Source organism: Hyphomicrobium sp. CS1GBMeth3, from assembly GCF_900117455.1.
Lineage (GTDB): Bacteria > Pseudomonadota > Alphaproteobacteria > Rhizobiales > Hyphomicrobiaceae > Hyphomicrobium_C.
This window is the reverse complement of record NZ_FPHO01000002.1, coordinates 850,273-874,947: the sequence shown is the minus strand read 5'-3', so window position 1 is coordinate 874,947 and position 24,675 is coordinate 850,273. Positions and strand designations below refer to the sequence as shown.

General features: G+C 63.9%; 30 protein-coding genes and 1 tRNA gene. 14 read left to right on the top strand and 17 right to left on the bottom strand.

Going from position 1 to position 24,675, the window contains the following annotated elements; translation table 11 throughout:
• Positions 1-55: 55 nt before the first annotated feature.
• Entirely contained in the window at positions 56-943 is an 888-nt protein-coding gene (locus tag CS1GBM3_RS04220; RefSeq protein WP_244534549.1) for an intradiol ring-cleavage dioxygenase, read from the top strand.
• Here the strand turns inward: CS1GBM3_RS04220 and CS1GBM3_RS04215 are convergent.
• Positions 940-2,658, bottom strand: a complete 1,719-nt coding sequence (locus CS1GBM3_RS04215; RefSeq protein ID WP_072391828.1) for a long-chain-fatty-acid--CoA ligase — start codon at positions 2,656-2,658, stop codon at positions 940-942. The genes CS1GBM3_RS04220 and CS1GBM3_RS04215 overlap by 4 nt on opposite strands.
• A 425-nt stretch (positions 2,659-3,083) precedes the next feature.
• Here CS1GBM3_RS04215 and CS1GBM3_RS04210 point away from each other — a divergent pair, with 425 nt between their 5' ends.
• The 3 genes from CS1GBM3_RS04210 (at position 3,084) to CS1GBM3_RS04200 (ending at position 5,545) form a co-directional block, all read left to right on the top strand.
• On the top strand, positions 3,084-3,350 hold the full coding sequence (locus tag CS1GBM3_RS04210; RefSeq protein ID WP_072391825.1) for an acyl carrier protein: 267 nt from the start codon (positions 3,084-3,086) through the stop codon (positions 3,348-3,350).
• A 165-nt stretch (positions 3,351-3,515) separates the two neighbouring features.
• On the top strand, positions 3,516-4,760 hold the full coding sequence (locus tag CS1GBM3_RS04205; RefSeq protein ID WP_072391822.1) for a beta-ketoacyl-[acyl-carrier-protein] synthase family protein: 1,245 nt from the start codon (positions 3,516-3,518) through the stop codon (positions 4,758-4,760).
• Positions 4,761-5,053: 293 nt separating this feature from the next.
• On the top strand, positions 5,054-5,545 hold the full coding sequence (locus CS1GBM3_RS04200) for a cyclophilin-like family protein (RefSeq protein ID WP_244534548.1): 492 nt from the start codon (positions 5,054-5,056) through the stop codon (positions 5,543-5,545).
• 108 nt (positions 5,546-5,653) lie between these two features.
• Here the strand turns inward: CS1GBM3_RS04200 and CS1GBM3_RS04195 are convergent, their stop codons facing one another.
• From CS1GBM3_RS04195 to CS1GBM3_RS04185, 3 genes are all read right to left on the bottom strand, one after another.
• Complete coding sequence (locus CS1GBM3_RS04195; protein WP_083566926.1) at positions 5,654-5,923, bottom strand: hypothetical protein; 270 nt, start codon at positions 5,921-5,923, stop codon at positions 5,654-5,656.
• Positions 5,924-6,066: 143 nt separating this feature from the next.
• Positions 6,067-6,777, bottom strand: a complete 711-nt coding sequence (locus CS1GBM3_RS04190) for an N-acyl amino acid synthase FeeM domain-containing protein (protein WP_139247785.1) — start codon at positions 6,775-6,777, stop codon at positions 6,067-6,069.
• Between the two features lie 267 nt (positions 6,778-7,044).
• Positions 7,045-7,335, bottom strand: a complete 291-nt coding sequence (locus CS1GBM3_RS04185) for a hypothetical protein (protein ID WP_072391816.1) — start codon at positions 7,333-7,335, stop codon at positions 7,045-7,047.
• Positions 7,336-7,439: 104 nt separating this feature from the next.
• Between CS1GBM3_RS04185 and CS1GBM3_RS19735 the strand changes: the two genes are divergently transcribed.
• Positions 7,440-7,895 (top strand): PilZ domain-containing protein, encoded by a 456-nt coding sequence (locus tag CS1GBM3_RS19735; RefSeq protein ID WP_348533603.1) that lies wholly within the window; start codon positions 7,440-7,442, stop codon positions 7,893-7,895.
• A gap of 124 nt (positions 7,896-8,019) precedes the next feature.
• Positions 8,020-8,745, top strand: a complete 726-nt coding sequence (locus CS1GBM3_RS04175) for a hypothetical protein (RefSeq protein ID WP_072391810.1) — start codon at positions 8,020-8,022, stop codon at positions 8,743-8,745.
• Here CS1GBM3_RS04175 and CS1GBM3_RS04170 read toward each other — a convergent pair.
• Both CS1GBM3_RS04170 and CS1GBM3_RS04165 read right to left on the bottom strand, forming a co-directional pair.
• Positions 8,742-10,211, bottom strand: a complete 1,470-nt coding sequence (locus CS1GBM3_RS04170) for a cobyric acid synthase (protein ID WP_072391808.1) — start codon at positions 10,209-10,211, stop codon at positions 8,742-8,744. The genes CS1GBM3_RS04175 and CS1GBM3_RS04170 overlap by 4 nt on opposite strands.
• A 149-nt stretch (positions 10,212-10,360) precedes the next feature.
• Positions 10,361-10,436 (bottom strand) — tRNA-Ile (locus CS1GBM3_RS04165).
• A gap of 141 nt (positions 10,437-10,577) precedes the next feature.
• Here CS1GBM3_RS04165 and CS1GBM3_RS04160 point away from each other — a divergent pair.
• A complete protein-coding gene (locus CS1GBM3_RS04160; RefSeq protein ID WP_072391805.1) occupies positions 10,578-11,291 on the top strand; it encodes an SIMPL domain-containing protein in 714 nt (237 codons plus the stop codon).
• Between the two features lie 171 nt (positions 11,292-11,462).
• Here CS1GBM3_RS04160 and CS1GBM3_RS19730 read toward each other — a convergent pair whose 3' ends face one another.
• A complete protein-coding gene (locus CS1GBM3_RS19730) occupies positions 11,463-11,606 on the bottom strand; it encodes a hypothetical protein (protein ID WP_171946420.1) in 144 nt (47 codons plus the stop codon).
• Between the two features lie 148 nt (positions 11,607-11,754).
• Between CS1GBM3_RS19730 and CS1GBM3_RS04155 the strand changes: the two genes are divergently transcribed.
• Positions 11,755-11,958: a hypothetical protein gene (locus CS1GBM3_RS04155; protein WP_072393639.1), complete on the top strand. Its 204-nt coding sequence runs from the start codon at positions 11,755-11,757 to the stop codon at positions 11,956-11,958.
• A gap of 3 nt (positions 11,959-11,961) precedes the next feature.
• Here CS1GBM3_RS04155 and CS1GBM3_RS04150 read toward each other — a convergent pair whose 3' ends face one another.
• The 5 genes from CS1GBM3_RS04150 to CS1GBM3_RS04130 form a co-directional block, all read right to left on the bottom strand.
• Positions 11,962-12,870: a carbon-nitrogen hydrolase family protein gene (locus CS1GBM3_RS04150; RefSeq protein ID WP_072391802.1), complete on the bottom strand. Its 909-nt coding sequence runs from the start codon at positions 12,868-12,870 to the stop codon at positions 11,962-11,964.
• On the bottom strand, positions 12,870-13,460 hold the full coding sequence (locus CS1GBM3_RS04145) for a GNAT family N-acetyltransferase (protein WP_072391799.1): 591 nt from the start codon (positions 13,458-13,460) through the stop codon (positions 12,870-12,872). Before CS1GBM3_RS04145 ends, CS1GBM3_RS04150 begins: the two co-directional genes overlap by 1 nt.
• Positions 13,461-13,492: 32 nt before the next feature.
• Positions 13,493-13,918 carry a ketosteroid isomerase-related protein gene (locus CS1GBM3_RS04140; RefSeq protein WP_072391796.1) on the bottom strand — a complete coding sequence of 142 codons (426 nt, stop codon included), beginning with the start codon at positions 13,916-13,918 and terminating at the stop codon, positions 13,493-13,495.
• 149 nt (positions 13,919-14,067) lie between these two features.
• Complete coding sequence (locus tag CS1GBM3_RS04135; protein WP_072391792.1) at positions 14,068-14,409, bottom strand: hypothetical protein; 342 nt, start codon at positions 14,407-14,409, stop codon at positions 14,068-14,070.
• A 53-nt stretch (positions 14,410-14,462) separates the two neighbouring features.
• A complete protein-coding gene (locus CS1GBM3_RS04130; RefSeq protein WP_072391789.1) occupies positions 14,463-14,882 on the bottom strand; it encodes a secondary thiamine-phosphate synthase enzyme YjbQ in 420 nt (139 codons plus the stop codon).
• Positions 14,883-14,932: 50 nt separating this feature from the next.
• Here CS1GBM3_RS04130 and greA point away from each other — a divergent pair, with 50 nt between their 5' ends.
• The 3 genes from greA to CS1GBM3_RS04115 all read left to right on the top strand — a co-directional run bounded on the left by greA (position 14,933) and on the right by CS1GBM3_RS04115 (position 16,651).
• A complete protein-coding gene (gene greA / locus CS1GBM3_RS04125; protein WP_072391786.1) occupies positions 14,933-15,400 on the top strand; it encodes a transcription elongation factor GreA in 468 nt (155 codons plus the stop codon).
• 99 nt (positions 15,401-15,499) lie between these two features.
• Positions 15,500-15,979 carry a hypothetical protein gene (locus CS1GBM3_RS04120; RefSeq protein WP_139247784.1) on the top strand — a complete coding sequence of 160 codons (480 nt, stop codon included), beginning with the start codon at positions 15,500-15,502 and terminating at the stop codon, positions 15,977-15,979.
• A gap of 120 nt (positions 15,980-16,099) precedes the next feature.
• Positions 16,100-16,651, top strand: a complete 552-nt coding sequence (locus tag CS1GBM3_RS04115) for a BPSL1445 family SYLF domain-containing lipoprotein (RefSeq protein ID WP_072391780.1) — start codon at positions 16,100-16,102, stop codon at positions 16,649-16,651.
• A gap of 5 nt (positions 16,652-16,656) precedes the next feature.
• Here the strand turns inward: CS1GBM3_RS04115 and CS1GBM3_RS04110 are convergent, their stop codons facing one another.
• Both CS1GBM3_RS04110 and CS1GBM3_RS04105 read right to left on the bottom strand, forming a co-directional pair.
• Entirely contained in the window at positions 16,657-18,159 is a 1,503-nt protein-coding gene (locus CS1GBM3_RS04110; protein WP_072391777.1) for a GGDEF domain-containing protein, read from the bottom strand.
• 297 nt (positions 18,160-18,456) lie between these two features.
• Positions 18,457-18,933 carry a YbhB/YbcL family Raf kinase inhibitor-like protein gene (locus CS1GBM3_RS04105; RefSeq protein WP_072391774.1) on the bottom strand — a complete coding sequence of 159 codons (477 nt, stop codon included), beginning with the start codon at positions 18,931-18,933 and terminating at the stop codon, positions 18,457-18,459.
• A gap of 162 nt (positions 18,934-19,095) precedes the next feature.
• On the opposite strand from CS1GBM3_RS04105, the gene CS1GBM3_RS04100 reads away from it, so the two are divergent.
• Complete coding sequence (locus CS1GBM3_RS04100; protein WP_072391771.1) at positions 19,096-20,079, top strand: zinc-dependent alcohol dehydrogenase family protein; 984 nt, start codon at positions 19,096-19,098, stop codon at positions 20,077-20,079.
• Positions 20,080-20,096: 17 nt separating this feature from the next.
• On the opposite strand, the gene CS1GBM3_RS04095 is transcribed toward CS1GBM3_RS04100, so the two are convergent.
• The 3 genes from CS1GBM3_RS04095 to xseA form a co-directional block, all read right to left on the bottom strand.
• A complete protein-coding gene (locus CS1GBM3_RS04095) occupies positions 20,097-20,588 on the bottom strand; it encodes a septal ring lytic transglycosylase RlpA family protein (RefSeq protein ID WP_072391768.1) in 492 nt (163 codons plus the stop codon).
• Positions 20,589-20,719: 131 nt separating this feature from the next.
• Positions 20,720-20,959, bottom strand: coding sequence for a DUF2093 domain-containing protein (locus tag CS1GBM3_RS04090; RefSeq protein WP_072391765.1), 240 nt, complete (start codon positions 20,957-20,959; stop codon positions 20,720-20,722).
• A 99-nt stretch (positions 20,960-21,058) separates the two neighbouring features.
• A complete protein-coding gene (gene xseA / locus CS1GBM3_RS04085; RefSeq protein WP_072391762.1) occupies positions 21,059-22,795 on the bottom strand; it encodes an exodeoxyribonuclease VII large subunit in 1,737 nt (578 codons plus the stop codon).
• A 111-nt stretch (positions 22,796-22,906) separates the two neighbouring features.
• Here xseA and purD point away from each other — a divergent pair, with 111 nt between their 5' ends.
• Together purD and CS1GBM3_RS04075 are read left to right on the top strand one after the other, a co-directional pair.
• Entirely contained in the window at positions 22,907-24,190 is a 1,284-nt protein-coding gene (purD, locus tag CS1GBM3_RS04080; RefSeq protein ID WP_072391759.1) for a phosphoribosylamine--glycine ligase, read from the top strand.
• On the top strand, positions 24,187-24,597 hold the full coding sequence (locus CS1GBM3_RS04075; RefSeq protein WP_072391756.1) for a hypothetical protein: 411 nt from the start codon (positions 24,187-24,189) through the stop codon (positions 24,595-24,597). The genes purD and CS1GBM3_RS04075 overlap by 4 nt, the downstream gene beginning before the upstream one ends.
• Positions 24,598-24,675 lie beyond the last annotated feature (78 nt).

The window sequence follows — 24,675 nt, the reverse complement described above, 5'->3', positions numbered from 1 at the left end:
GCTCATCCAGCGGAGCGCCAGCTCTGATAGGGATCAGATTTCAACCGAGGGGCCCATGATGAACGATACGGGAATATCGCGGAGAGGCGCGCTGGCCGGCCTAGCGGGTTCGGCCGCCTTTTTAACTGGCGACAGATCGACCTCGGCCGCTGCCCCACAGGTCGAGTCGGTTGCGGCCAACGTCTGCCGCATGACGCCGCGCATGGTCGAAGGGCCGTTCTATTTCGATCCCGATCTGGTTCGGGAGGACATCACCGAAGGCCGCGCTGGCGTGCCGCTGCGGCTCGCCCTGCAGGTGACCGACGGTGCCACCTGCCAGCCCATCTCCGGCGCCCGCGTGGACGTCTGGCATTGCGACGCTGTCGGCGAGTACTCGGGCTATGACGGGCAGGGTGACTCGCGCAGCATCTCGACCAAGGGCGAGAAGTTCCTGCGCGGCACGCAGACCACGAACGCCGCCGGAGAGGTGACGTTCAAGACCATCTATCCCGGCTGGTACCGTGGCCGCACCACGCACATCCATTTCAAGGTGCTGCTCGACGAGAAGGCGATGCTGACGGGGCAGATGTATTTCCCCGACGCGTTGTCCGAGTACATCTTCACGCGCATCGCGCCGTACAACACGCGCACCGAGAAGCGTGACACGCTGAACAGCACCGATTGGATCGCCGGTGCCGACGGCGATCACATCACGTTCGTCAACATTCGCGAGGAAGCGGACGCTTACGTGGCGACACTCGTCATCGGCGTTGATCGCGCCGCCGGTCCCGAGCCCGCGGGCTTCGGCGGTCCGCCCCCCGGTGGGCCGCCGCCTGGAGGCCCCGGCGGTCCGCCGCCGGGTGCTCGTTCGCCTGGCCCGCCGCCGGGTGGTCCCCCTCCCGGCGTGGAAGGTGGTCCCGTGCGCCCGCGCGGCACAGGCTCCATCGTTCCTGGCGAAAGCTAGCCGCCGCGTGCCTTCCCGAGCTCCTCGGCCTTGAGCTCCTTCTTCGAGAGCTTGCCGATCATGGTCTTGGGTAGCGTATCGCGGAACGCGATGTCGGCTGGCAGCTCGAGCTTCGACAGCTTGATCGTAAGGTGCGCCATCAGGTCGGCCTTCGTCGCTGTCTGCCCGGCTTTAAGCTTCACGAACGCTTTCGGAGCTTCCCCGCGATATTTGTCCGCGATGCCGATCACCACGGCTTCCTCGACGGCCGGGTGCTCGTAAAGTGCCTCCTCGATACGCCGCGGATAGACGTTGTAGCCGGAGCAGATGATGAGGTCCTTGATGCGGTCGACGACATAGAAGAAGCCGTCGTCGTCCATGACGCCCACGTCGCCCGTGCGCAGAAACTCGCCCGTGAACTGCGCCGCTGTCTCCGCCGGCCGGTTCCAGTAGCCGACCATGACCTGTGGGCCGGCGACGCAGATCTCGCCCCTCTCGCCGCGCGGCACCTCCCGCGACGGATCCGAGAGATCGCGCAGCGACACGACAGTCCCGGGCAGCGGCAGGCCGATCGAGCCACGCTTGACGATCCCTTCGAGCGGATTGCACGTCACGACGGGCGATGCTTCCGAGAGCCCGTAACCTTCGACCAGAGCGCAGCCGGTAGCGGCTTGGAACGCATCGCGCACCTCGGAGGGAAGGCCCGCGCCGCCGGAGATGCAGTACTTGAGGCTCGTAAGATCGTACGAGCCGATCTTGGGGTGGTTGAGGATGGCGTTGAATAGCGTCGGCACGCCCGGCATCAACGTCGGCCGGTGCTTGGCGATGAGGTCGAGCGCTTCCTGAAGCACGAAGCGCGGCATCAGGATCATCTCGGCCCCGATCTTGACGCCGAGGTTGAGCACCACCGTCATCGCGAACACGTGGAAGAAGGGAAGCGCCGCCAGCACCTTCTCCTGGCCTTGCACGAGCCCTGGAGCCCAGGCCACGATCTGCTGGACGTTAACGGCGACGTTGGTGTGAGTAAGCATTGCGCCCTTGGGCGTGCCCGTCGTACCGCCCGTGTACTGCAAGACGGCGATGTCCGTGTTTGGGTCGATGGCGACAGGCTCGAACGCGGCCGGATCCATCAGGATCTCGTTCTCGAAGCGCAGGCGATCCCGCACCGGAGATGCGCGCGGCTTTGCGAGCTCCTTGCTCTTGAAGAGTTTGAACAGAACCGCCTTGGCGGCCGGTAAAAGAGTCGGGAAGGAACAGATGACGGCGCCCTTTAGCACCTTGTCGGAGATCAACCGTTCCACTTTGTCGAACAGTACCTTGAGATCGAGCGTGATCATCAGCTCGGTCTCGCTGTCTTTGACCTGGAAGGTCAGCTCTTCGACGGAATAGAGGGGATTGTAATTGACGATGACGCCGCCCGCTTTGAGGACGGCGAAGTAATAGATGACGTAGGCCGGAGTGTTTGGAAGAAAAAGGCCGACCCTGGTGCCCTTTACAACTCCGATTTGTTGCAGACCGGCCGCAGCTCGATCGACGAGCGCCCCGATTTCGCCGTAGGTGAGCGTACGTCCGAGAAAAGTGGTGCAGGCGCTGTCCGGAGACCCCGCTGCGGCGGTCTCGATCAGGCGAAACAGCGGCTCGGCGGAAACGGGCGCGTTCCAGTCCACGCCTTCGGGATAGCTCTTAATCCAGGCATGCGCTGAACTGTCCGCATGAGCCAACCCGGATTCCGCCATCAAGTGACCTCCCGCGCTGCGTCGGAGGGTGGCCCTGGACCCCGCGTCCCAGTGCCGCGCGGGGCTGCCGAGGCTTTTGCTATCCTCCTGGCAAGCATTTTTCTTTAGTTTCTATTTGAGGCCGAGCGCCTCTTTGCTCATTCAACACTTTTTTGGCTCCTCCGCCTAGTCCATGCCCTAGTCGAACGGAGTAAAAGGCGTGTGTGTCCCACGGAACTTCGCGAGCGGCCGGGGTCTGGCAGGATGTGCTTGTGCCTGAGAGCCGCAGGCGGCCTGGGGGGCCCTCGTCTGGACTTCAGGCTGGTTTAAGGATATGTGACGCCCGAGCTTGTGATCATTGCAGTCCTGCACTACTTAAGTGCCGATTACTTAAGTTGACGTGGCGGGGTCCCTGCAAGTCGCCTGGGCAGGGTTTGGAGAGCGAGATGGACGAAGTCGCAACCAAAATCATCGACATTCTCAAGAAGCATATGAAGGAGCCGCGGGACGACATCAATCTCTCGACCGCTCTGACGGATCTCAAGATCGAGTCGCTTGATCTTGCGATGATTGTGTTCGACATCGAAGATACCTTTGGTATCGAGATTCCTTACAATGCCAACGAGGACGTCGGCGACTTCAAGACCGTGGGATCGGTCGTCGACAAGGTTAAGAGCTTGATGGCTGCAGGACCCGCCGCCGCTAAGGCGTAACCTGCACGGCCCGAGATCTGCGAATGATCTATGGGCCTCTGAGCCCCGTAATGCCGGTGATCACCCGCGCCGCGGGAGACATCGGCCGGCTTGGTTTTGCCGAACGATTGTCTCGGCCCCCTAGCGCAGATCTTCTTGGCGCAGACCTAAGGACTGTTTGAAGCGATGAAAAACGGAAACGGCACACGTCGCGTGGTCGTCACGGGGCTCGGCGTGGTGACGCCGATCGGTCTCAACGTGACCGACTTCTGGACCAACATGCGCGCAGGAAAGTCGGGCGTTTCCGAGCTCGGTGGGTTCCCGCTCGAGGACCTCAAGATCCTCATCGCCGCGCAGATCAAGGACTTTGATCCCAAGGTCCAGCTCAAGAACTACAAACGCGACAAGATCATCATGCATGCGGACCGCTATTCCTGGTTCGCCGCTGCCGCCGCCGAGCAGGCGGTGACTCAGTCGGGCATCCAGTTCCCGCTTGAGAATCCGTATCGCTCGGCCTGCATCATCGGGTCCGGCGCGGGAGGTCTCACCACTTTCGAGAACGCCTACCGCGATCTCTTCATCAACAACAAGCGCGCCACCAATCCGCTGACGCTCTTGCGCATCATCGGTTCGTCCGCCTCGGCGCACGTCGGCATCGAGTACGGCATCAAGGGCCCGACGTTTGCGACCTGCTCAGCCTGCTCGACAGCGACGCACGCCCTCGGCATCGCGCGCGACTACATTCAGAACGACCTCGTCGATGTCGCCATCGCCGGCGCTTCCGAGGCGGTCATCAACTACGGCACCATGAAGGCTTGGCAGGCGCTGCACGTGCTATCCCCGCAGGGCTGCTTCCCGTTCGCCAAGAAGCGTAACGGCACCGTGCTCAGCGAGGGAGCCGGCGTCCTCGTGCTCGAGGAGCTCGAGCACGCCAAGCGCCGCGGCGCCACCATCCTGGCCGAGCTCGTCGGCTATGGTATGGCCTCTGACAGCCAGGACATGGTCAAGCCGACCGTCGAAGGTCCGGCTTACGCCATGCAGATGGCGCTCAACGAGGCCGGCATCGATCCGTCCGAGATCGACTACGTTAACGCGCACGGCACGGCGACCAAGGACAATGACATCAACGAGACGAAGGCCATCAAGGAGGTGTTCAAGAACGCCGCCTCCAAGCTCGCTGTCTCATCGACGAAATCCATGACCGGCCATCCGCTCGGCGCCGGCGGCGGCATCGAAGCCGTGGCCACGATTAAGGCCATGCAGGAGAGCTGGATCCCGCCGACCATCGGCCTCGACGAAGTGGATCCTGAGTGCGACCTCGACTACGTGCCGAACGTGGGCCGCGACCACAAGGTCAACTATGCGATGTCGAACTCGTTCGCGTTCGGCGGCCTCAACGCTGTCGTCATCTTCGGCCCGTCCCCGGTCTAAATCGCCAGAGCATCGGCGCCGAACCGCTCGGTTTTCGGCGCCTTTGGAACGCGGCCGGAAGGACTTCCGCGCCGCGCTGATTAACCCTGCACCCCCGCCGCACAGACAAACGTCCACAAATTCAAGGCAAAGCCGCCCGACGGCGGAACCCTCTTGAAGGTTGTGGCTTCAGATGAGAAGGTACCTACGGCGACCCATTGCATCCTAGGATGCTGCGAATGCGAATAAGCGTACAAGCGCACCAGTTGCGGCCGTGATGGACGCCGTCCAAAAAAGAAGCGCGGGAGGCTCTGGTGCGGCGCATACTCATCAGATCGGGAGACGTGGCCATCCGCGCTCGGTTGCTGGCGACGCCCACTGCTGACCGTATCTGGGAAGCCTTGCCGATTTCCGCCTCGGTTCAAACCTGGGGCAGGGAAGTCTACTTTCGCACCCCCGTCTCACAGGATCTGGAGCCCGACGCCCGCGTCGTCGTGAGCAAGGGCGAGATCGCGTTCTGGCCTGATGGAGACGCCATCGCCATCGGCTTCGGCGCCACGCCGATCGCCAAGCGCGGCGAGATCCGCTTCACCAGTAAGTGCAACGTCTGGGCCGTTGCCATCGACGATGTCGATCAGCTCAAGGGCGTCTATCCTGGCGAGCAGATCTCGGTGGTCGAGGCCGACAACGACGATCAGGACGAGTGGCAGACGAGCCCGTCCACGTCCCGGCGCACGGCAACGCGCCGCCCCACACAACAAGCGGCCATGTGCTCTTCGGGCGACGAGAGCGGCTCAGCCGGCTGACGTTTTTCTCCAAGCACATGGCAGAAAAAAGCCGGGGCGTGGAGAGGCGCCCCGGCTTGGGTTTGCCCGTGCGTGGGCCGGGCTTGGAAACTCTCGAGATGTTGCCCGTCAGCGGGCGGCGAGCTTCTTCTCGATGGCAGATTTCGGAACCTCGCCGGCGGCGACGAGGGCGTTGATGCAACGCGAGGAGAGGTTCTTGCCGACAGCGCGCATGCACTTGCGCACGCCGGGGCTGTCGGGGTCGTGCTGGCTGCAGTGGGCGTAGTAGTCGGAGGCGCAGGCCATCTTGACCGAGAGGCTGACGGCGCCGGCCTCGGTGGCAACGGCGGTGGCACACAAGGCTGCGGTGGCTGCGAGGATGGTGCGGATCGGGGTCATGGCTCTCTCCATCAATCTGGGCACGACGCCAGGGGTGATGGAGAGGAGGATGACCGATCGCGCACCGTGCCGCTGTTCCGGGCGGAACGGCCAGAGGTATAAGTGCAGGCTGATGCAACTCGGGTGGCTACGCCTGGGAGCGCCTAGGCGGCCGATCGCTCCAACTGGACGAGCGCGGGCAGGCGGCCGCGAAGGTCCTCTAGCTCAGTTGGATCGACCTTGAAGAAGAGGTTGCGCGCGATCCGGCCCTTGAGCCCCTCATCGAGAGGACGCGACAGCAGCACGACCGGCACGTCGCCCGGCGGATAAAACTGGGGTTCGCCGATCGCTTTGAAATCGAAGATGTGCTCGTACACGCTCCGCCACTTGGTTTGAGTGGCAACCACGAGGCGCTTGGCGTCGAGCGCGAGGCAGGCCGTCACACCGGCACGGATTGCTGCGGCATAGAGCCGAGCGCGGTAGCGCGTGTTGGTGATATCGGGATCGATCGCAAGGCGCGAGAGCTCGACGACGAGCCCTTCGGCGCCGGCCTTAATAGCTGGAATCTCCGGATAAACGTTCTCGCAGGGGAGGGTGGGCCCCTGTACTCCAGGCGTGTAGAAGCTCAGCCTCAACGTCGCGATACAAGCGCCGCGCCGAAAGAGACCGGCGACAATAGTCGTCGGCAGATCGTCGTAGGAATCGGTGTAAATGCCAAACGGCGAGGCTTCGATCAGCCCGGCGTGGGCGTAGCCCCGGTAGCGTAAGGCGAAGGCATCGCGCCTGTTGTCCGCAGCTGAATACCAAACGGTGCGCACGACCGCATCTGTCTCATCCGCGGTAGGCGCGGGCTCTCGCTGGACTTGGGCTGTCAACGGAATGTCTCGGTGTTGTGAGGCGGGCAGACTACCGAAGGACCCCTCGGTTAGCACGAACGCGTAGTGGAATAAATTAGTTCCTGCAAGCAGGACTGTAGGTTGGCTGAGACGGAGTGTCACGAAAGCGACGTGACAATGGTAACGGGGAGCCTACGAAGCGTTCCCCGCCCGAGGGACTTAAACCCATCCGATGTCAGATATTCTCAATGTCGACCGATGGCAGTGAAGCCGATTCCGCTCCCCCGCGCGAGCAGACGGACGCGCTCAGGCCCGCGACATCTTGCCGAGGGCCGCGAGCGCGCCGAGCAGGCTCTCCCGGAGCCGCTCTGGCGGGTAACCATGCAAGCTGCGGTCGTAGGCCAGCCGAAGCCAGTGCCGCACATCGCGGAGCCTGCACACCGCAGCCGGCTCGACCAGGGCCCGCTCGATGGCATCGCATTCGGCGAGCATGACCCGAAGGCCGTGCGCGTTGGGTCCGATCGGCGTCGCCGCGACGCGGTCCAACAGGGCGTCACACCGGAGCACGGTATCGCTGACGGAACGCGTATCGAGCATCGGTGACCTCCGCTGCAGGGGGCTTCGACTCCGATGGCAACAACAACAAGGTATCCGCGTTCGGCCCCTCGCCGGAGGACGGATTTCGGGTGATCCACAGCTCGATGCGCCGCGCTGGTGGTAGCGCTTGTCAACGATATTTTCAGGCCAATGGCTTCATACTTATGCGTTGCCCGCGGGCTGTGCAGCGACCGCGCGCCAGTTTGTGTGTCGGTGATGCCATGAGCGAGCAGGAAAAGCGCCGGGCCCTCCGGAAGAGGGTGTTGAAGGGTGCGACGATCGCCTTCAACAACCGCTCGTCGACTTTGTCTTGCATGGTCCGGGATATCTCCGAGACAGGAGCGCGGCTGCGCGTTCCGAAGGGGCAAGCGGTTCCGTCCCGCTTCGATCTTCTGATCGAGGTCGACGGACTTGAGGCGCCGTGCGCCGTCGCGTGGCGCCGCGGCGAGGAAATGGGTGTGACCTTCGAGGCCCCCCCGACACGCGGCAAACCGGCGCGGATCCAGGCCGTGACCGCCATTGCGCGCAACGCTCCCCCGTCATTGCGGCGCAAGGCGTAACGCGAGGCGCGTCTTTCGCGCCATACCCGTCGTAAATCTGTCACGCAGCGCTTTTTCCAGCGCCTCTGAATACCTATTCAAGGGTTAAGCGCGACAGCGCACCAACCCACGCAACGGATGGGACATGTCTCATATCGGTTCCGAGATAGGGGAGCGGCAAGATCGTTCGCCCGCTTTTTGGCTGCTGCACATCGGACTGCCTGCCGCTCTTCTCACAGCCGCTCTGGCGGCAGGCTATGCCGGCGGCGCGGTGAAGCAGATCGTCCTCGATTCCAACACCAGCATTCAGGAGACGGTGACGGGTGCGCTGACCGTCGCTGCCGCCTTGATTGTTGCCTTTGCGCTTGCGCGCCCTGCGCAGCCGTTGGACTGGAAGCTGAAGGTGTGGCTCGCGCTCTTCGTCGCCGCGATGATCTTCTTTGCCGGCGAGGATCTGAACTGGGGACAGTACTACTTCGACCGCACGCCTTCGGATTACTTCCTCGAGAACAATCGCGAGCAGGAAAGTAACCTGCACAACATGTGGCCGCTGCTGTTCAACCGACTGCCGCGCGCAATCATCGAGCTTTGGCTGGTCATCGCGTGCATTCTGGTGCCGCTCGGCTGGCGGTTTCCTGTGCGCTTGACCCAGAGCTTTGTGCCAGACGTGCTGTGGCCCGACCGGCGGCTCGTGTTCGCCGCCGTGTTGGTGGTGGTCACGAGGATGATCCGCCAGACGAGCTCGCTGGTCACGAACCCCGACAACTGGCTGCTGTTGATGCGCCATAGCGAAGTAGAGGAGCTGATGATCGCGTGCTGCTTGTTCCTTTACGCGCTGATGTTACGCGAGCGGTTGGTCACGAGCCCTTAGGGCGACGCACTCTCGCGCGCGAGTGCCAGGATGCGATCGCAGTCTACGTGTGCTTCGAGATGACCGGCGAGAGCGTCCAGCACCGCATCCACCTCGGCTTCGTAACGCAGCGCAGATGCCTGCGCCTCGAGCTGTGCGAGAAACGCGGCGCGATATGCGTCGCTGGCGAACAGTCCGTGCAGATAGCAGCCAGAGATGCGGCCGTTGTTGGCCACGGCACCATCCGGGCGCCCATCCGGAAAACGGATCATGGCGTTGCCGCATCCCGGCCCCGTGGTTCTGCCAACGTGCATCTCGTAGCCGGCGATCGGCAGGCCTGCCAGTGATGTCGCTTCGGTCTCGACCAGAACCTTGTCGCCGGTGAGGACAGTCTCGACATCAAGCAAGCCGAGCCCAGGTACCGCGCCCGGTGGCCCCTCGATGCCGTCTGAATCGGAGATCGAGCGCCCGAGCATCTGATAGCCGCCGCAGATGCCGAGCACATGCCCGCCGCGCCGCACATGCGCCGCGAGGTCGATATCCCAGCCCGTCGCCCGCAGCGCCGCAAGATCGGCAATCGTGGCCTTCGAGCCGGGCAGCACGACGAGCCGAGCTGTCCCAGGGATCGGCTGGCCAGGCTTCAGGAACAGGAGTTCGATCCCGGGCTCGATTCGCAGCGGGTCGAAGTCATCGAAGTTGGAGATGCGGGGATAGGCGAGCACGACGACAAGCGGACGCTCGCGATCTTCTGATTGCCGTGAAAGATCCAGCGACTGGCTATCCTCAGCAGGAAGGCTTTGGGCGCGGGCGAAGTAGGGGACGAGACCGAGCGACGCCCATCCGGTGCGTTTCTCGAGCAGCGTCATGCCGTCTGCGAACAGCGCCGGATCACCGCGGAATTTGTTGACGATGAAGCCGACGACCTGCTGCGCGTCCTTTGCGGCGATCACCTGACGCGTGCCGACGAGACTGGCGATGACGCCGCCGCGCTCGATGTCGCTCACGATCACGACCGGAACGCCGGCAGTGCGCGCAAAGCCCATGTTGGCGATATCGCTGTCTCGAAGATTGATCTCGGCCGCCGAGCCCGCGCCTTCGACGAGCACGATGTCGGCGTCGCGGCCGATCAAGCGGAAGCTCTCGAGCACGGACTCCATCAGCTGCGCTTTCATGGTGCGATACGTGCGTGCAGGCGCGTTGCCGACGACGCGTCCCTGCACGACGACCTGCGCACCGATCTCGCTCTGCGGCTTCAGGAGCACGGGGTTCATATGCACGGACGGCTGTACGCGTGCCGCCCGAGCCTGCAGCGCCTGCGCTCGGCCGATCTCGCCTCCGTCGGCCGTCACGGCCGCGTTGTTGGACATGTTCTGCGGTTTGAACGGGCGCACGCGAAGTCCGCGATTGGTGAAGGCCCGCGCAAGCCCCGCCACCAGCAGCGACTTCCCGACGTCCGAGCCGGTGCCCTGAAACATGATGGCTTTCATTCGATCAGAACTCGATGCTTCCGCGCCTTTACCAAACGGCAGCCTTTATCAAGCCGCTGCCGGTCGCTCGCAAGAGAAGGAATGGTAAATGGGGTCGCGGGCGGCCCGAGCCGTGCAGATGGCCGGTAAACGCAACAAGTTGAAACTATTGGTGGGCCTGCCAGGACTCGAACCTGGAACCAGGCGGTTATGAGCCGCCAGCTCTAACCATTGAGCTACAGGCCCTCCGGGTTAAGCCGGAGCGGACCTCTATAACAGACTTCGCGGCCCGTTCCAGCCAGATGCGCCAATCCGGCCCGAGCGCCGGCTCAGTCATTTTTCTTCCCCGAAGCTCACCTATGGGGAGGCGCCAACCTGGAGGAAACTATGCGACCGACGACTGTGCTGAGACCCACGACCTTCCTGGCCGCCGCGTCTCTGCTTCTTCTTCTGACCACCCCGCCGCGCGCCGAGGATAAGCCGATGGACCGTCTGATCACTGTCTCAGCTTCAGGCTATGCCTATGCCGAACCCGATCAGGCCCGCGTGTCGGCCGGCGTTACGGCCGAGGCCGATACGGCCGAAGCGGCTCTCGCCGCAAATACCGAGCTGATGCAGAAGGTCGTCGGCGGTCTCAAGGAGACCGGCGTCGACGCCAAGGATATCCAAACCAGCAATTTCAACGTCGAGCCGCGCTACACCAATCCGCGCGACGGCACCGCGCCCTCCATCAGCGGCTATCGCGTTTCGAACCAGGTCGCGGTTCTGGTGCGCGATCTGAAATCGCTCGGCGGCCTGCTCGACAAGCTCGTCAGCCTCGGCGCCAATCAGGTGTACGGGCTCGCCTTCGAGGTGAGCAAGCAGGAGACGTTGAAGGACGAGGCGCGCAAGGACGCTGTCGCCAACGCGCGCCGCCGCGCCGAATTGCTGGCCGCCGCCGCGGGAAGCGAGGTCGACGAGGTGGTGACCATCGCCGAGGAGACGGGCTACGGCGGCCCGCGCCCGATGGCGATGCGCGCGGCCAAGGCGGAGGCTGTCCCGGTCGAGGCCGGAACGGAGACGCTCGAAGCCCGAGTCACCGTGACCTGGAAGCTGAAGTAGCCGTTCTTCGAAGCAGACCGGGCGGGAGCCTCCCGGAGCCCGTCCGGCACCCTTCGGAGATGCCGCGCGATCGCCCGCCGTAAAGCAATTCTGTTCTTTTTGGCCAGTATCTCCGCACGGCATCGGTGGCGGAGGTCGCAATGAATACGATGGGTTCGCTGGCCGTGGCGGTCAGTCGGCACCCATGGACGAGCGCGCTCGACGCGACGCTCCTCCCTCTTGATGCTTTTCGCCGTCGTGGTTGCTTTGGAGTTCGAGGTCGTCTTGTTTGGGGACGATCTCACCGATGACCAGCGCCGCCTGCGCATCGAACAAGTCTTCATCCTGGGCTTGCTGCCGGCCGCACGCCGGTTTTCAGAGTCGTGCCTGCCGATGAATCGATGCCGTTGATCCGCGTCAACGGATGGTTTGCCAAGCCACCCTATGGTGGCTGCCAGTTGGCTCGCAATGTCCGGTGGATCCGATGCCCGTTCTGTCTTGGCTTATACGCCCCCTCCTGATCGTCGCCGCCGTTATCGCCGCGTGGTTCGTCGCCGAGGATGCACCCAACTTCGGCGTTGTTCAGATGGTCATCGCCGTGCTGCTGGTGGCGGCACTGGTGGCTTTGGCGGCGTTCTGGGAAGCAGTCGTCGAGCAGTGGAAAGCGCGCAGCAACAAAGACGCGTAGCGCTCAGAGGAGCGAGACGACTTCGACCGTATGCTTGAGCGGTTCCGCGCCGGGCTGCGAGGGCCAATCACCGAAGTTGCGCATCTCTCCACCCGTTCGCAGACGTCGCAGCGCCGCGAGATCGGCAGCTGCAAACACCCACTGATGGGCATTGAGCGTCCCTTCGGCCAGCACGCCGGTGTCGCTCACGCCGTGCTCGGGCGGCACATAGATGCCGGCCGCGCCCACGTTGAGATCGACGGCCGGTGACCATGGCGCATCTCCCACGGTCGGGCTTTGCACGGTGACGATCGTGTTCTCGAGCGCGCGCGCCTGCGAGCCGGTGCGCACACGATAATAGCCCGAGACGCGCTCCGTGCAGGACGGAACGAGAATGGCTTCGGCGCCGGCTTCCACGGCCGCGCGCGCGAGCAGCGGAAACTCGCTGTCGTAGCAGATGAGCACCGAGAGCTTGCCGAGCGCCGTATCGAACACGCGCAGCGGGCTGCCGGCCGTGATACCCCAATTGTGCTCGAAGGGCGTCATGATCAGCTTTTCCTGCACGCCGATGCGGCCTGCGGGCGTCACGAGCTGGGCCGCATTGACGAAGCGACCATCCGGAAGCTTTGCAGGGCCGGAGCCGACGAGAATGTGCACGCCGTGCTTTTTGGCGAGCGCGGCGTGGAAGGCAACGCGCTCATCGGTGAGCGCAGCGACGCGCTCGAGCGTCGTGGTGAGATCGTTGTAGACGTCCGGGCCCAGGAACGCCGCCTGCTCGATGGCGCCGTACTCGGGAAACACGAGCAGATCGGCACCGGTCGCGGCACCCTCAGAGACCCACGACGCAATCTTCGCCTCCCACTCGGCGAGAGAGGCGGGCTGTCCGATCGGGTACTGCGCAGATGCAACCTTGAACAGGCGAGGAGCGGTCATCAGAGCGCTTTCATCCAGAACTGCATGATGTGCGTGGTCTCGTCCGGCCGGTCGACGTCCTTCCAGTCGTAGGTCGCGGTGAGGCCCTCGACCGGGGCGTAGCCGCGCTTGGTCCAGAAGCGGTCCAGCGGAATATAGTCTGCAGGCTTCAGCGGATGATCGTCGGGCCGCACGACGCGGCAGAACGTCGAATGCGTAAAGCCTCCGAGCTTGTAGGCCTGGGCTTCACGCAGCTCGAAGAACTGATGCCCGAGCCCGTGCCCGCGGTGGCTTTTCAAGAGAACGCTTTCTCCGCAGTAGAAGATCTTCTCGATATCATAGCCAGCCTTGCGGAACGGCTCGCCGAACTCGTCCGCATGCTCGACCATGGGCGCCGCGGTAGACGCTCCGACGACGAGGGCGCCGTCGCGCGCGATCACGCAGACGGCGCCCTTCGCCTGGGCGAACTTGGCGAGGTACTCTTCCTCGTACTCGAGAGTACCGTCGTAGAGATAGGGCCAGTCCCGGAACACGGCGATGCGGAGCCGCGCGAGATCGGGCAGCACGGTCTTGATGTCGTCGCCCGTCAGCGCGCGAACTTCGATGCTCATCGCGTCTCCTTCTTCGTCCGCTCGGCAGGCCCTTAGGCGACCTGCGCGATCCAGTCCGTCAGATTGTAGTAGGTGGTCACGCGAGCGATCTTGCCGTCGCGGATGGCGAAGAAGGTGCCGGCGGGCAGTACATAGGTCTGGCCTTTGGCCGGGGGCAGATCGCTGTCGGTATTGAGATAGGAACCGTTGACGTTGAATTCAGCTGCGGCACGCGTGCCGTCCTTGGAGACCAGGACGACGATCTCCGTCAGCGTCTCCTTATAGTGGTGCGTCATGCGGGCATTGAAGGCCCGGAACTTGTCCTTACCGACGCGGCGCTCACCCTGGTTGACGTCGTGGATAACGTCGTCGGTGAGGTGGGCGAGCATGGCTTCGCTGTCGCCGGCGTTGAAGGCGTCGTAGTAGCTGCGGATCAGCTTGGCCGTCTCGATACGGGCATTGCTTTCGGCGTCGCTCATGAAAATAGCTCCCAGGCGTTGAAATTGGGGCCTGCTTAGCAGGTTGCGGGCCCCGACTCAAAGGGGAGGCGGGTCATCCCTCACGCGACAAAGAGCATCGCGTAGAGATGGCCCGCCTCCCCCGGGAGCTGGCGTTTGAGAGTTAACGCCTAGCGCTTCTTGGCGGCCTTCTTACGCACGGCCACCTTCTTGACTACGCGCTTCGCGCCCTTCTTGGCTGGCTTCTTCGCCAGCGCCTTGCGAGCGGTGGTCTTCTTTGCGGCGGGCTTCTTCGCCTTCTTGACTGCGGTCTTTTTTGCTGCTGCTGCCACGGTCTTTACTCCTTTCTTTCTAACGCCCTTGAACGGTTTGTTGTCAGCTTTCACGTCAAGGAACTTGCCGGTCTTGTCGTCGCGCTTCGTCCAGGTTCCAGTTAGCTCGTTCCTGATCTGCGAGCGCTTCTTCACCGCACCAACGCGGCGATCGTCACCCGCCTCTTTGTTCTTCGCCATCTGGATCTCCTGTCGAACGTCGACTGCTTTAGTGAGAGCCCGGAGAGTGTGAGTTAGCTTCCCACAACATGCAACACGATCTTGCGCGCATGCGGACTACGCCGGTGCTCAAAGAGATAAAGACCTTGCCACGTCCCAAGTGCAAGCACTGATCGCATGATCGGTATCGCAATCGACGTTTGAGTGAGTGCACTCTTCACATGCGCAGGCATGTCGTCTGGCCCTTCGATGGTGTGCACGAACAGCGGATCGCCATCTGGAACGAGGCGTTTGAAGAACGCGACGAGGTCGCGTTGCACGTCAGGATCTGCGTTCTCTTGGATGACAAGAGACGCGGACGTGTGCCGGCAATACGCTGTAAGCAGCCCTGTTTCGATGCCTGAGCTCTCGGCGAAAGCGCGCACGGCATCGCTGATCTCGTAGAGGCCCTGCCCGGAGGTCGCGACCGTGATTTCCTTCTGCGCTTGGCGCATGCGTGTGCTCCCACGTGATTTTTCGCGGACTTATCGCTATATTTAGCGCCATGAGCAGAGCATTCGTCAAAGAACCGGACGGCCTAGAGGCCTTCGATGAGCTTCCCGAGCGTCTCGTCTCGCCGCACCGCAACCTCGTGACCGAGAGCGGGCTCGCTGCGATCGAAGCCGAGGTCGCGCGTCTGTCGCGCGCTTATGCCGACGCACAGTCAGCGGGTGATCGCGCGGCCCTCAACGTTGCAGCGCGCGACTTGCGCTACTGGACGGCGCGGCGTGCCTCGGCCGAGCTGGTTCCCGCTCCGAACGACGCCGACGAGATCCGTTTCGGATCGCGCGTCACGTTCGAGCGGGAGGACGGTAGGCGCCGGACCTATCGCATCGTGGGCGAGGACGAGGCCGATCCCGCAAAGGGAACTTTGTCTTACGTCTCGCCGATGGCACGCGCGCTTCTCGGCAAAGCGGTCGGCGATACGGTGCGCGCGGGCTCCGGTGAAACCGAAATCATTGCAATAGAATAAGTGAGCGGCAGCAGGAGCGGCCTTGAGGAGGCTTGCCGACGTGCCATCCGCAGCTTTAGACTCGCGGCCAAGAAGCGAAATCTGCGTTCGGGGGCCAGCATGTCGCGCATGAAGGTGGTTGAAGCTAGGCGGCAAAGCCCATGGCTTGCCATGCTTGCTGTGGTGGCCGCCGTCGGATTGGCGGGCGCTGCCGACGCGCCGCGCACCTCACTCGTTCCCGTCAAGCTTGGCCTCGAAAGCATCAGCAAGGCGGAGCGAACAAAGCTTTGGCAGCGCGTGGACGAATACGCGACCGTCGATGCCCTGCTTGAGTTCTGTGGTCGCAAACTGAACCTGCAGCGGCGCACCTGGGCCGCCGTCAGTCCATGCGTCGAAGTGAAGTCGCTACGCAAGGTTGCGTCGGTGTTCCGCTCCAAGAAGGCGGAGTACGTCAAGGCGTGGGAGACGGCCTTCAGCGAGCCCGAAAAGAAAAAGACGCTCTGCGACACCCAGAAACCGAAGCTCGCCGAATACACGCGAATTCTGGACGCGCATATTGCCGAAGCCAGAACCATGTGCGACGCCTGCATATTCTGCTGAACATGTCGCGCACCTGGTCCGAAATGTCACGCTGAGGCCGCCGCGCCACAATCATTCCAGGTTTTTGCGCCACAATACCTGGGCCGGTGAGTCGTACCGGCAGAGTACTGGGGGATTCCAATGCCGCTGAAATCGATCTGGCTCAACGCGATACTTGCGCTCGCGCTCGTTCTGGCGCCCGTGCGCGACGCGACCGCAGCCTCCGCTTATGAGATCGACGCCGACGTCAACGCGGCACTGTCTCACTTCTATCGCACGGTCGGAGGGGCGCGCGAACTGGTGCGCGATGCGGCCGGAGTGCTGGTGTTCCCCTCAGTAGTCAAAGCAGGCATGGGCTTCGGCGGTGAATACGGCGAAGGCGCTCTGCGCCGTGGCGGCTACACGGAAGGCTATTACAACACGGTCTCCGCCTCGATTGGCTTCCAGCTTGGCGTGCAGGCGCGCACCGTTATCATCCTCTTCATGACCGAAGGCGCGCTTCGGAGCTTCCAGCGCAAGCAAGGCTGGAAGGTCGGCGTCGACGGGTCGGTGGCTCTGGTCACGGTTGGCGTCGGCGGCTCCGTCGACACCAATCAGATCACGAAGCCCGTCATTGGCTTCATCCTCGACCAGAAGGGATTGATGTACAATCTGACCCTGGAAGGTTCGAAGATCAGCCGCATCGACCGCTGAACGTCTCAGGCCGCGTTCGAGCGGCTTGTCATGCGCGTGCGCGCCGATGACGCAGCGAGTAGCGGAAACTCCATAAGCTCTGCTTCCGCTTCGTAGAAGCGGGCGCAGCCGCGACCCTCGCGTTTCGCACGATAAAGCGCGGTATCCGCTCGCGCCAGCCAGTCGTCGATCGACAGGCTCGACGGGCTTTCGAACACGGCGGCACCGATGCTGACACTGACCATGATCAGATAGCTCTCGAAGGTGACCGAACTCGTCAGAGCGGCCTCGATGTCACGAACCTGCGCTTCTGCCGCTTCGCGATCGGCCAACGGCGCCGTGACGACAGCGAATTCATCCCCGCCGAGCCGCGCCGTGATCGTGACCTTTTCCCCCAAGCCGCGCAGACGCTCGGCGACGGCCGCAAGCACCGCGTCCCCCGCCGCATGGCCGAGCGTGTCGTTGACGGACTTGAAGTAGTCGCAGTCTATCAGCAGCACCGCGTAGGTGGCGTTGGTGTCGTCCTCGAGCACGTCGGCGAACACGCGCATGAACCATCCGCGGTTTGCCAGTCCCGTCGCCGCGTCGTGATGTGAGGCATAGATTGCGGCCTGCTCGCTTTCTGCGAGCCGTCGGGTCAGCCGGCGCATGGTCACTGCCGCGAGCAGCGTCATCACCGCGATAAACCCGAGCGAGAACGCGATTGCGGGCAACGCCGCGCGAAGGATCGCGTATCCCGGATGCGAGGGCTCCCACGTGACATGGGTCACGGTGTGACCCGACGCGTCGCGGATCGGATGCGCGTGCTGGTCGCTGTTGGCGATGTCGTCCTTGGAGATCTCCCGCAACCCGTCCACGTGCGACAGCGTGGCCAGCCGATTCAGGAGCTGTGGCGTCAAGAGCTGCACCCCCAGCAGAAGCATCGGGCCAACACCGGCAGTTTGCTGCGCCTGATCGGCCAACGGCGTCACCGTGACCATCGCGGGATGGCCATCGATGGTAATCACGTCGTTAACATAGAGACCATCGGTCATCGTGCCCGAGACGTGCTCGCCGAAATCGCGCCCGACCATCGATCGAAAAAGGGCGCGCGCCCGTTCCATCGGCCGCGCAGCAGCCGCGAGCAGCTGCGCCGCCCGGTCCAGGGGCAGCGGTTTGTTGTTCGCGCTTGCGAAAACCACCTGTCCGGCGGGATTGAGGATGATCAGCTCCTGCTCGACCTCGGGCGCGGCCGAAGCCTGCCCGACCTGATCGCCGGTCCAGCCTGCCCGCTGGTTCTCCTCGCGCTTCAAAAACACGGGGCTGCGCATGGCCAGCCCGACGACCTCGGAGGCATGCAGCTCGCCGAGCATCTTAAATCCGCGATCGACCGCCATTTTGTCGCGTTTGAGGGTGCTCTCGTTGATACGCTCGACCACCATGAGCGTATCCTTACCGAGCAACACTACGGCGGCCAGTGCCGGCAGCACCATGGCAAGACCAATCCAGCGCACCAGGGCCATGCCATGCGAGCCGAGACCATCCGACATATGAAATTCCCCCTTGCATTGCACTGCACGCAAGCGGGGGACCGTAGAAGTCAATCCGTTGCTGGATGTAAAATTCTTTCAATCGAATGCTGTCAATCCCGGCAACGAGCGGTTCACCAACGGCGGTTTGGGGCCGCGAATTCACCCTCTTTTCCGCCGCGAGCCAAAGTAGCGGATCACACAATGTTTCCCATGGTTACGGGAAAGTTGCGAGCACGGCCGAGGGATAAACCGGTCGCCTCATGAGGGAGGCAGACGGCGCGCGACGGCTCGCACGCCGTCTCTGCTCTGCGTGGCCTACTGGCTCTTGATATAGGTGCCCATAAGCGTTGCCTGCGCCAGGATATGGCCCCGCATAGCGCTTTCCACGGCAGCCTTGCGCGGTGACGATAACCCCTTGAGGCGCGTATCGAGGGCGTAGAGCTTGTGGAAGTAGCGATGCCGACCGATCGGGGGACACGGTCCGCCATAGCCGGTGCGGTCCCAGTCGTTGAGGCCGTCCTCGGTTCCAGCCGGCAGCGCTTCATTACCGACATCTTCGGCAAGTCCCGTTGCATCCGGCGGCAGATTGTAAAGCACCCAGTGCACCCAGACGCGCTGCGGCTTGGCGGGATCGGGCGCGTCGGGATCGTCGACGATCAACACCAGGCTTTGCGTGCCATCCGGCACGCCGCGCCACACCAAAGGTGGCGAGATGTCGTTGCCTTCGCATGTATATTTGCGCGGAATGGTTCCGCCGTCCGTGAAGGCCGTCGAGGTCAGCGTGAACGTCATCAGTGTTCTCCAATGCGATCCCGGCGATCCAATTTCTAGCAGATCTGGATCAAAGCCCAACCCGCGGCCATAGTGCGCAATGCAGGCAATCGAGACCGGTTCCTGAGCGCACGCTCCGCCAAAGCCCGCAACGAGATGTCGTAAGAAATGACGTCCTCAACCATGAAGGCCATGCTGCTCGATACGCCAGGCACGCCGCTGCGCATGGTCGAGGTGCCGCTGCCCGAGCCTTCCCGAGGACAGATCCGCGTGAAGGTGGCGGCCTGCGGCGTTTGCCGTACCGATCTTCATGTCGCCGACGGCGATCTCAAGCATCCCAAGCACCCGATCATCCCCGGACACGAGATCGTGGGACGTGTCGACAAACTCGGGCCTGGCGTGGCGCACGTCGCCATCGGCGACCGCGTCGGCATCCCATGGCTCGGACACACGTGCGGCGTATGCTCATTCTGTCGTGAAGGTCACGAAAACCTGTGCGACGCGCCGGGCTTCACGGGATACCAGATCGACGGCGGTTACGCGGAATACGCTGTCGCGGACGCCGCCTACTGCTTTCCGATCCCCGAGGGGCCCGGCGACGTGGAAGCGGCCCCGCTGCTTTGCGCTGGCCTGATCGGCTACCGCTCGCTCAAAATGACGGAGCCGTGCAGGACGCTCGGCATCTACGGTTTCGGCGCCGCGGCGCATATCGTGGCGCAGGTCGCGCGGCATCAAGGCATCGAGGTCTTCGCGTTCACACGCATCGGCGACGGGCCGGCGCAAGAGTTTGCGCGCGCGCTCGGCTGCGTCTGGGCCGGCGGCTCCGAGGAAGCGCCACCGAAACTGCTCGATGCCGCCATCATCTTTGCACCCGTCGGTCCGCTGGTCCCGTTGGCGCTCGCGGCCGTGCGCAAGGGCGGCACGGTGGTGCTCGGCGGCATCCACATGAGCGACATTCCGACCATGCCGTACGATCTTCTCTGGGGTGAGCGCATCGTGCGCTCGGTCGCCAACCTGACACGCCAGGACGCCATCGACTTCCTGGCGTTGGCGCCGCGCGTGCCCGTCAAGACGCACACGGAAGCACTGCCGTTGGCCAAAGCCAACACCGCACTCGACCGCCTGCGGCGCGGCGACCTCACCGGAGCTCTCGTGCTCGTTCCTTAATGTGGAGGAAGAAGAAGCTAGCTCAGCGGACCACTGATGACGGTCAGCTTGAGCCGCGCAACGCCTTTCTTGAGGAAGCCCAGTTGCTCGGCGGCAGCCCGCGAGACGTCGAGCATGCGACCCTTGCGGTAGGGACCTGAGTTGTTGACGCGCACCAGCACCTGCGCCTCCGTATCCGGATTGACGAGCACGAGGATGGTCCCGTTGGGGTAGACCGGGCTCGCTGCGTTGTCGGGAAGGTCAGGACGGTGCTCCTCGCCGGACGAAAGCGCCGTGCATGGATTGTATTTATCGACGCGGCAGTCGTCGTAGTACGAGGCGACGACCACCTCCTGGTGGCCGACGAGTTGCTCCATCTCGGGGAGCGTCTTCACGCGGTGGCAGACGCTATTGTAGCAGTAGGTCTTGCCTGGAGTTTTCGCTGGTGCCGGATCCGAGAAGAGGAGAGATCCGGTGGCCACAGCTGCGAGCGTGGCAAGCACAAAGGCGCGATGCGTCGCAAGTCTCATTCGGCGCTCGGTCTATTGCTGATGAAGCGGTGACCAAGCCGCTGATTCTGAGCCAAAATGTGGCCGAGAACGGGTGTGTTGTGGGCGCAGGAAACTCCAGTTCTCCCGCGTGGCCCTTGCGCCATGCGGCGTCAGCCGGCGGAGCGATCCTGCTTGCGCACGGCCTCGAGATAGCGGCCAAGCGAGATGTCGGCGGAGGCGTAGGCTTCCTGCAGCTCGACGCTCCAATAGCGGAGGTCTGCCAGATCGATCTTCTGTCCGGTCACGGCACAGCGCACGAATTCGCCCGGCGAGATGACCTGGAACTCGCCGTCGAGATAGCGCACCTGGGCTTCGCCCCGAATGCCGAACAGCCTGTCGAAGCGGTTCATGAGCCTTTGCCTCGGAAAAATGCGGTCACTGAAAGCGACGCCCTGATGACATCGCCAATCGGCGAGGCGGCGTCAAGGCGTGCCGGTCCGAAATCGTTATCAGAATAGCGTGCCCTGGCCCTTGGCGGGCTTTTTCGGCACCGATGTCGCAGCCTTGCCGGAAGGGGGCGGCCCGCCCCGGCTTGCACGGCCGGCCGAAGCCTCGCCTTTCGCTTCAGCTTGTACGCGCCCGTCCGCGAACTCGATCTCCAGCACCTGCCCGGACGCCACGGCGTGCGCGGAGCGGATCGTCGCACCCGTGCCATCGCGCACCAGCGCGAAACCGCGCGCCAGCACGCTGTGATAGCCGAGCGATGAGAGCAGCTTGGCCTGCCCGCCAAGGGCCTGACGCCGCTCCGCGAGGCCACTTGCGAAGGCGCGCTGCATGCGCCGGCTCAGCGCGTCGAGCCGCTCGCCGCAGCGTTCGACGCGATGGCGGATCGGCGCCGGCTGCAGCCGCCCCGAGGCCCGCTCGAGCCGCGCGCGCCGCACGGAGGCGGTTTTGCCGAGACACTCGCGCGCGCGCCGTCCGAGACCGTCGAGCCTGTCGGCCGCGCGGGAGATCCGAACTTCGAGAAGCCGATGGTGCAGACGCGAGGCGATGCGGACATGGCGCGTGTGATGCGCTTGCGTGTTGGCAGAGAGAGCGCGGCCGAGACGCACGCCCGTCGCGTCGATCCGCTGCCGATGCTGCACGACGAGTGAGCGCGGGCTCGGAAGCCGACCGGCCACTTGGAAGAAGCGCGTATGGCAGCGCTGAACGCGTGCGCGCAACGCGCCGTCGAGCCGGTGCGCCGCATGGTCGAGCCGCTGACGCGGCAGCGCGGCGAGATCCTCGGCGCGCGGCAAGCCGCGCTCTGCCGACTTGAGGTCACGCCGCAGCGCATCGAGCACGCGACGAATGGCAACCGTAAGCCTGAGCCCGAGCTTGCCGCTCTGCTCGAGAAGATCCGCGTGTTTCGGCACGGCCCATTCGGCGGCTTTCGTCGGTGTCGGTGCACGCGCGTCGGCGACAAGGTCGATCAGCGTCCAGTCGGTCTCGTGTCCGACAGCGGAAATCACCGGAATGGCGCTCTCTGCCACCGCGCGGACGACGATCTCGTCATTGAACCCCCAGAGATCCTCGAGACTGCCGCCGCCACGCGCCACGATGAGAACGTCCGGGCGTGGGATGACGCCATCGGGTTGAAGCGCATTGAAACCGCGTACGGCGGCTGCCACCTCCACCGCACTGCCGTCGCCCTGCACGCGCACAGGCCATACGATGACGCGCGTCGGAAAGCGCTCGCGGAAGCCGTGCAGCATGTCGCGGATCACAGCGCCGGTCGGACTGGTCACGATGCCGACCACGCGCGGGAGGAACGGCAGCGGACGCTTGCGCTCGTCCGTGAACAGGCCTTCGGCCGCGAAGCGGCGCTTCCGTTCCTCGAGCTGCGCCATGAGCGCACCGAGACCGGCGGGCTCGAGACTCTCGATGACGATCTGATACTTCGACGAGCCGGGGAAGGAGGACACTTTGCCGGTCGCAATGACCTCCATGCCTTCCTCGGGCTTGATCTTGAGGCGGCTCCAGTTGCCGCGCCAGATCACGGCGTCAATCTTCGCTTTGTCGTCCTTGAGCGAGAAATAGCAGTGCCCGGAGGCGTGTGGCCCGCGATAGCCCGAGACCTCGCCGCGCAGCCGCACATGCCCGAAGCCGTCCTCCAGCGCGCGTTTCACGGCATTGGAGAGCTCGGAGACGGTGAACTCGGCGACATTGGCGCCGGAAGCGGCCGCGGGAGAGGAGGAGCTAGCCAACGAATCGGTCCTTGGTTGTTCGTATCGCAATCCATGATACAGGGTGCGCAAGCTACAAACCAAAAACCCGGATTTTCGCAAGAAGTAAATCACCGCTAAGGCTCTGATATCATGAACGTACTTCTCATCGGCGGCGGCGGGCGCGAGCACGCGCTCGCCTGGGCGCTTTCCGCGAGTCCGCTGCTGACCAAGCTCTATGCAGCGCCCGGAAACGCTGGGATTGCGGAGCTCGCCGCGTGCGTCGCCCTCAATACGGCCGACCACGCAGCCGTGCTGCGCTTCATCGCCGAGAACAGGATCAACTTCGTCGTCGTCGGCCCCGAGGCACCGCTCGTCGCCGGTCTCGCCGACGCTCTGACCGCGGCGGGCATCAAGCACTTCGGCCCGTCGAAAGCGGCGGCGCAGCTCGAAGGCTCGAAGGGCTTCACGAAGGATCTCTGCCGTGAGGCCGGCATCCCGACCGCCGCCTACGGCCGCTTCAATGATGCAGACTCGGCCAAGGCGTACCTCGCGTCACAGGCCGTGCCGATCGTCGTCAAGGCGGACGGCCTCGCAGCCGGCAAGGGCGTCGTGGTCGCCACGACGCGTGCTGAGGCGGAAGCGGCCATCGAGGCATGCTTTGCCGGCGCGTTCGGCGCCGCAGGCGCCGAGGTCGTGATCGAGGAGTTTCTCGAGGGCGAGGAGGCGAGCTTCTTTGCTCTCTGCGACGGCAAGACGGCGCTCGCGCTCGCGACCGCCCAAGATCACAAGCGCGTCGGCGATGGCGATACAGGACCGAACACCGGTGGCATGGGCGCCTATTCGCCTGCGCCGATCATGACGCCCGACATGTGCGCGCGCACCATGGATGAGATCATCAACCCGACCGTGAGGACCATGGCGGCGCGCGGCACGCCGTTCAAGGGCGTGCTGTTCGCCGGACTCATGATCACGGCCCAGGGGCCGAAGCTGATCGAGTACAACGTGCGTTTCGGCGATCCCGAAACGCAGGTGCTGATGACGCGGCTGCAGTCGGATCTCTTGGCTGCCATGGTCGCGACGTCCGATGGCGTGCTCGATCACTTCGACCTGCGCTGGCGCAACGAGGTCGCGCTGACGGTCGTGCTTGCCGCCAAGGGTTATCCGGGCACGCCCGAGAAGGGCACGGAGATCCGCGGCCTCGACGCAGCGGGCAGCGTGCCCGATGTCGAGATCTTCCACGCCGGCACGCGCCGTGACGGCGAGCGCATTCTGGCAGATGGCGGCCGCGTTCTGAACGTCACCGCGCTGGGTGCAAGCGTCGCCGAGGCGCAGGCCCGCGCTTATGAGGCCATCGCGAAGATCGATTGGCCCGGCGGATTCTGCCGCCATGACATCGGCTGGCGCGCCGTTGCGCGCGAAAAGCAGGGGGTATGATGCGCGCGCTGGTGCTCACGATTGTTCTGGCCCTGTCTTCGCTTGCCGCGGTGGCCCAGAACGGGAGGTTGCCGACCGACGAGGTCGTGCGCACGGAGATGAAGGCGATCCGCGATTTGACGCTCAATGCGCACACGCTTGTCACGCATCGGCGTATGCCGCCGGCTGACGCGCGCACCTATCACGCCAAGGTCAAGGCAGCGGTCGCGCGGATCAAGTCCGGGACCCAGATGACAGGTGAAGCCCGCGAGGAAATCGAGAAGCTCGCGGGCTATATCGAGAAGGGAGCCGGGGCAGTTGCAGGCGCCGACACGATCGAAGCCATCGACGGCATGCTCATTATCGATGACTCGCTGAGCATCTATGCTCAGCGCTTCGACCACCCCGGTTGGCAACCGCTGCGATAGCCTCTGCCGTTCCTCACAAGAGGAAGCGAATGAAGCCCGTCACGACGGCGCCGCACGGACGCCGCAGCCGCCGCGTTC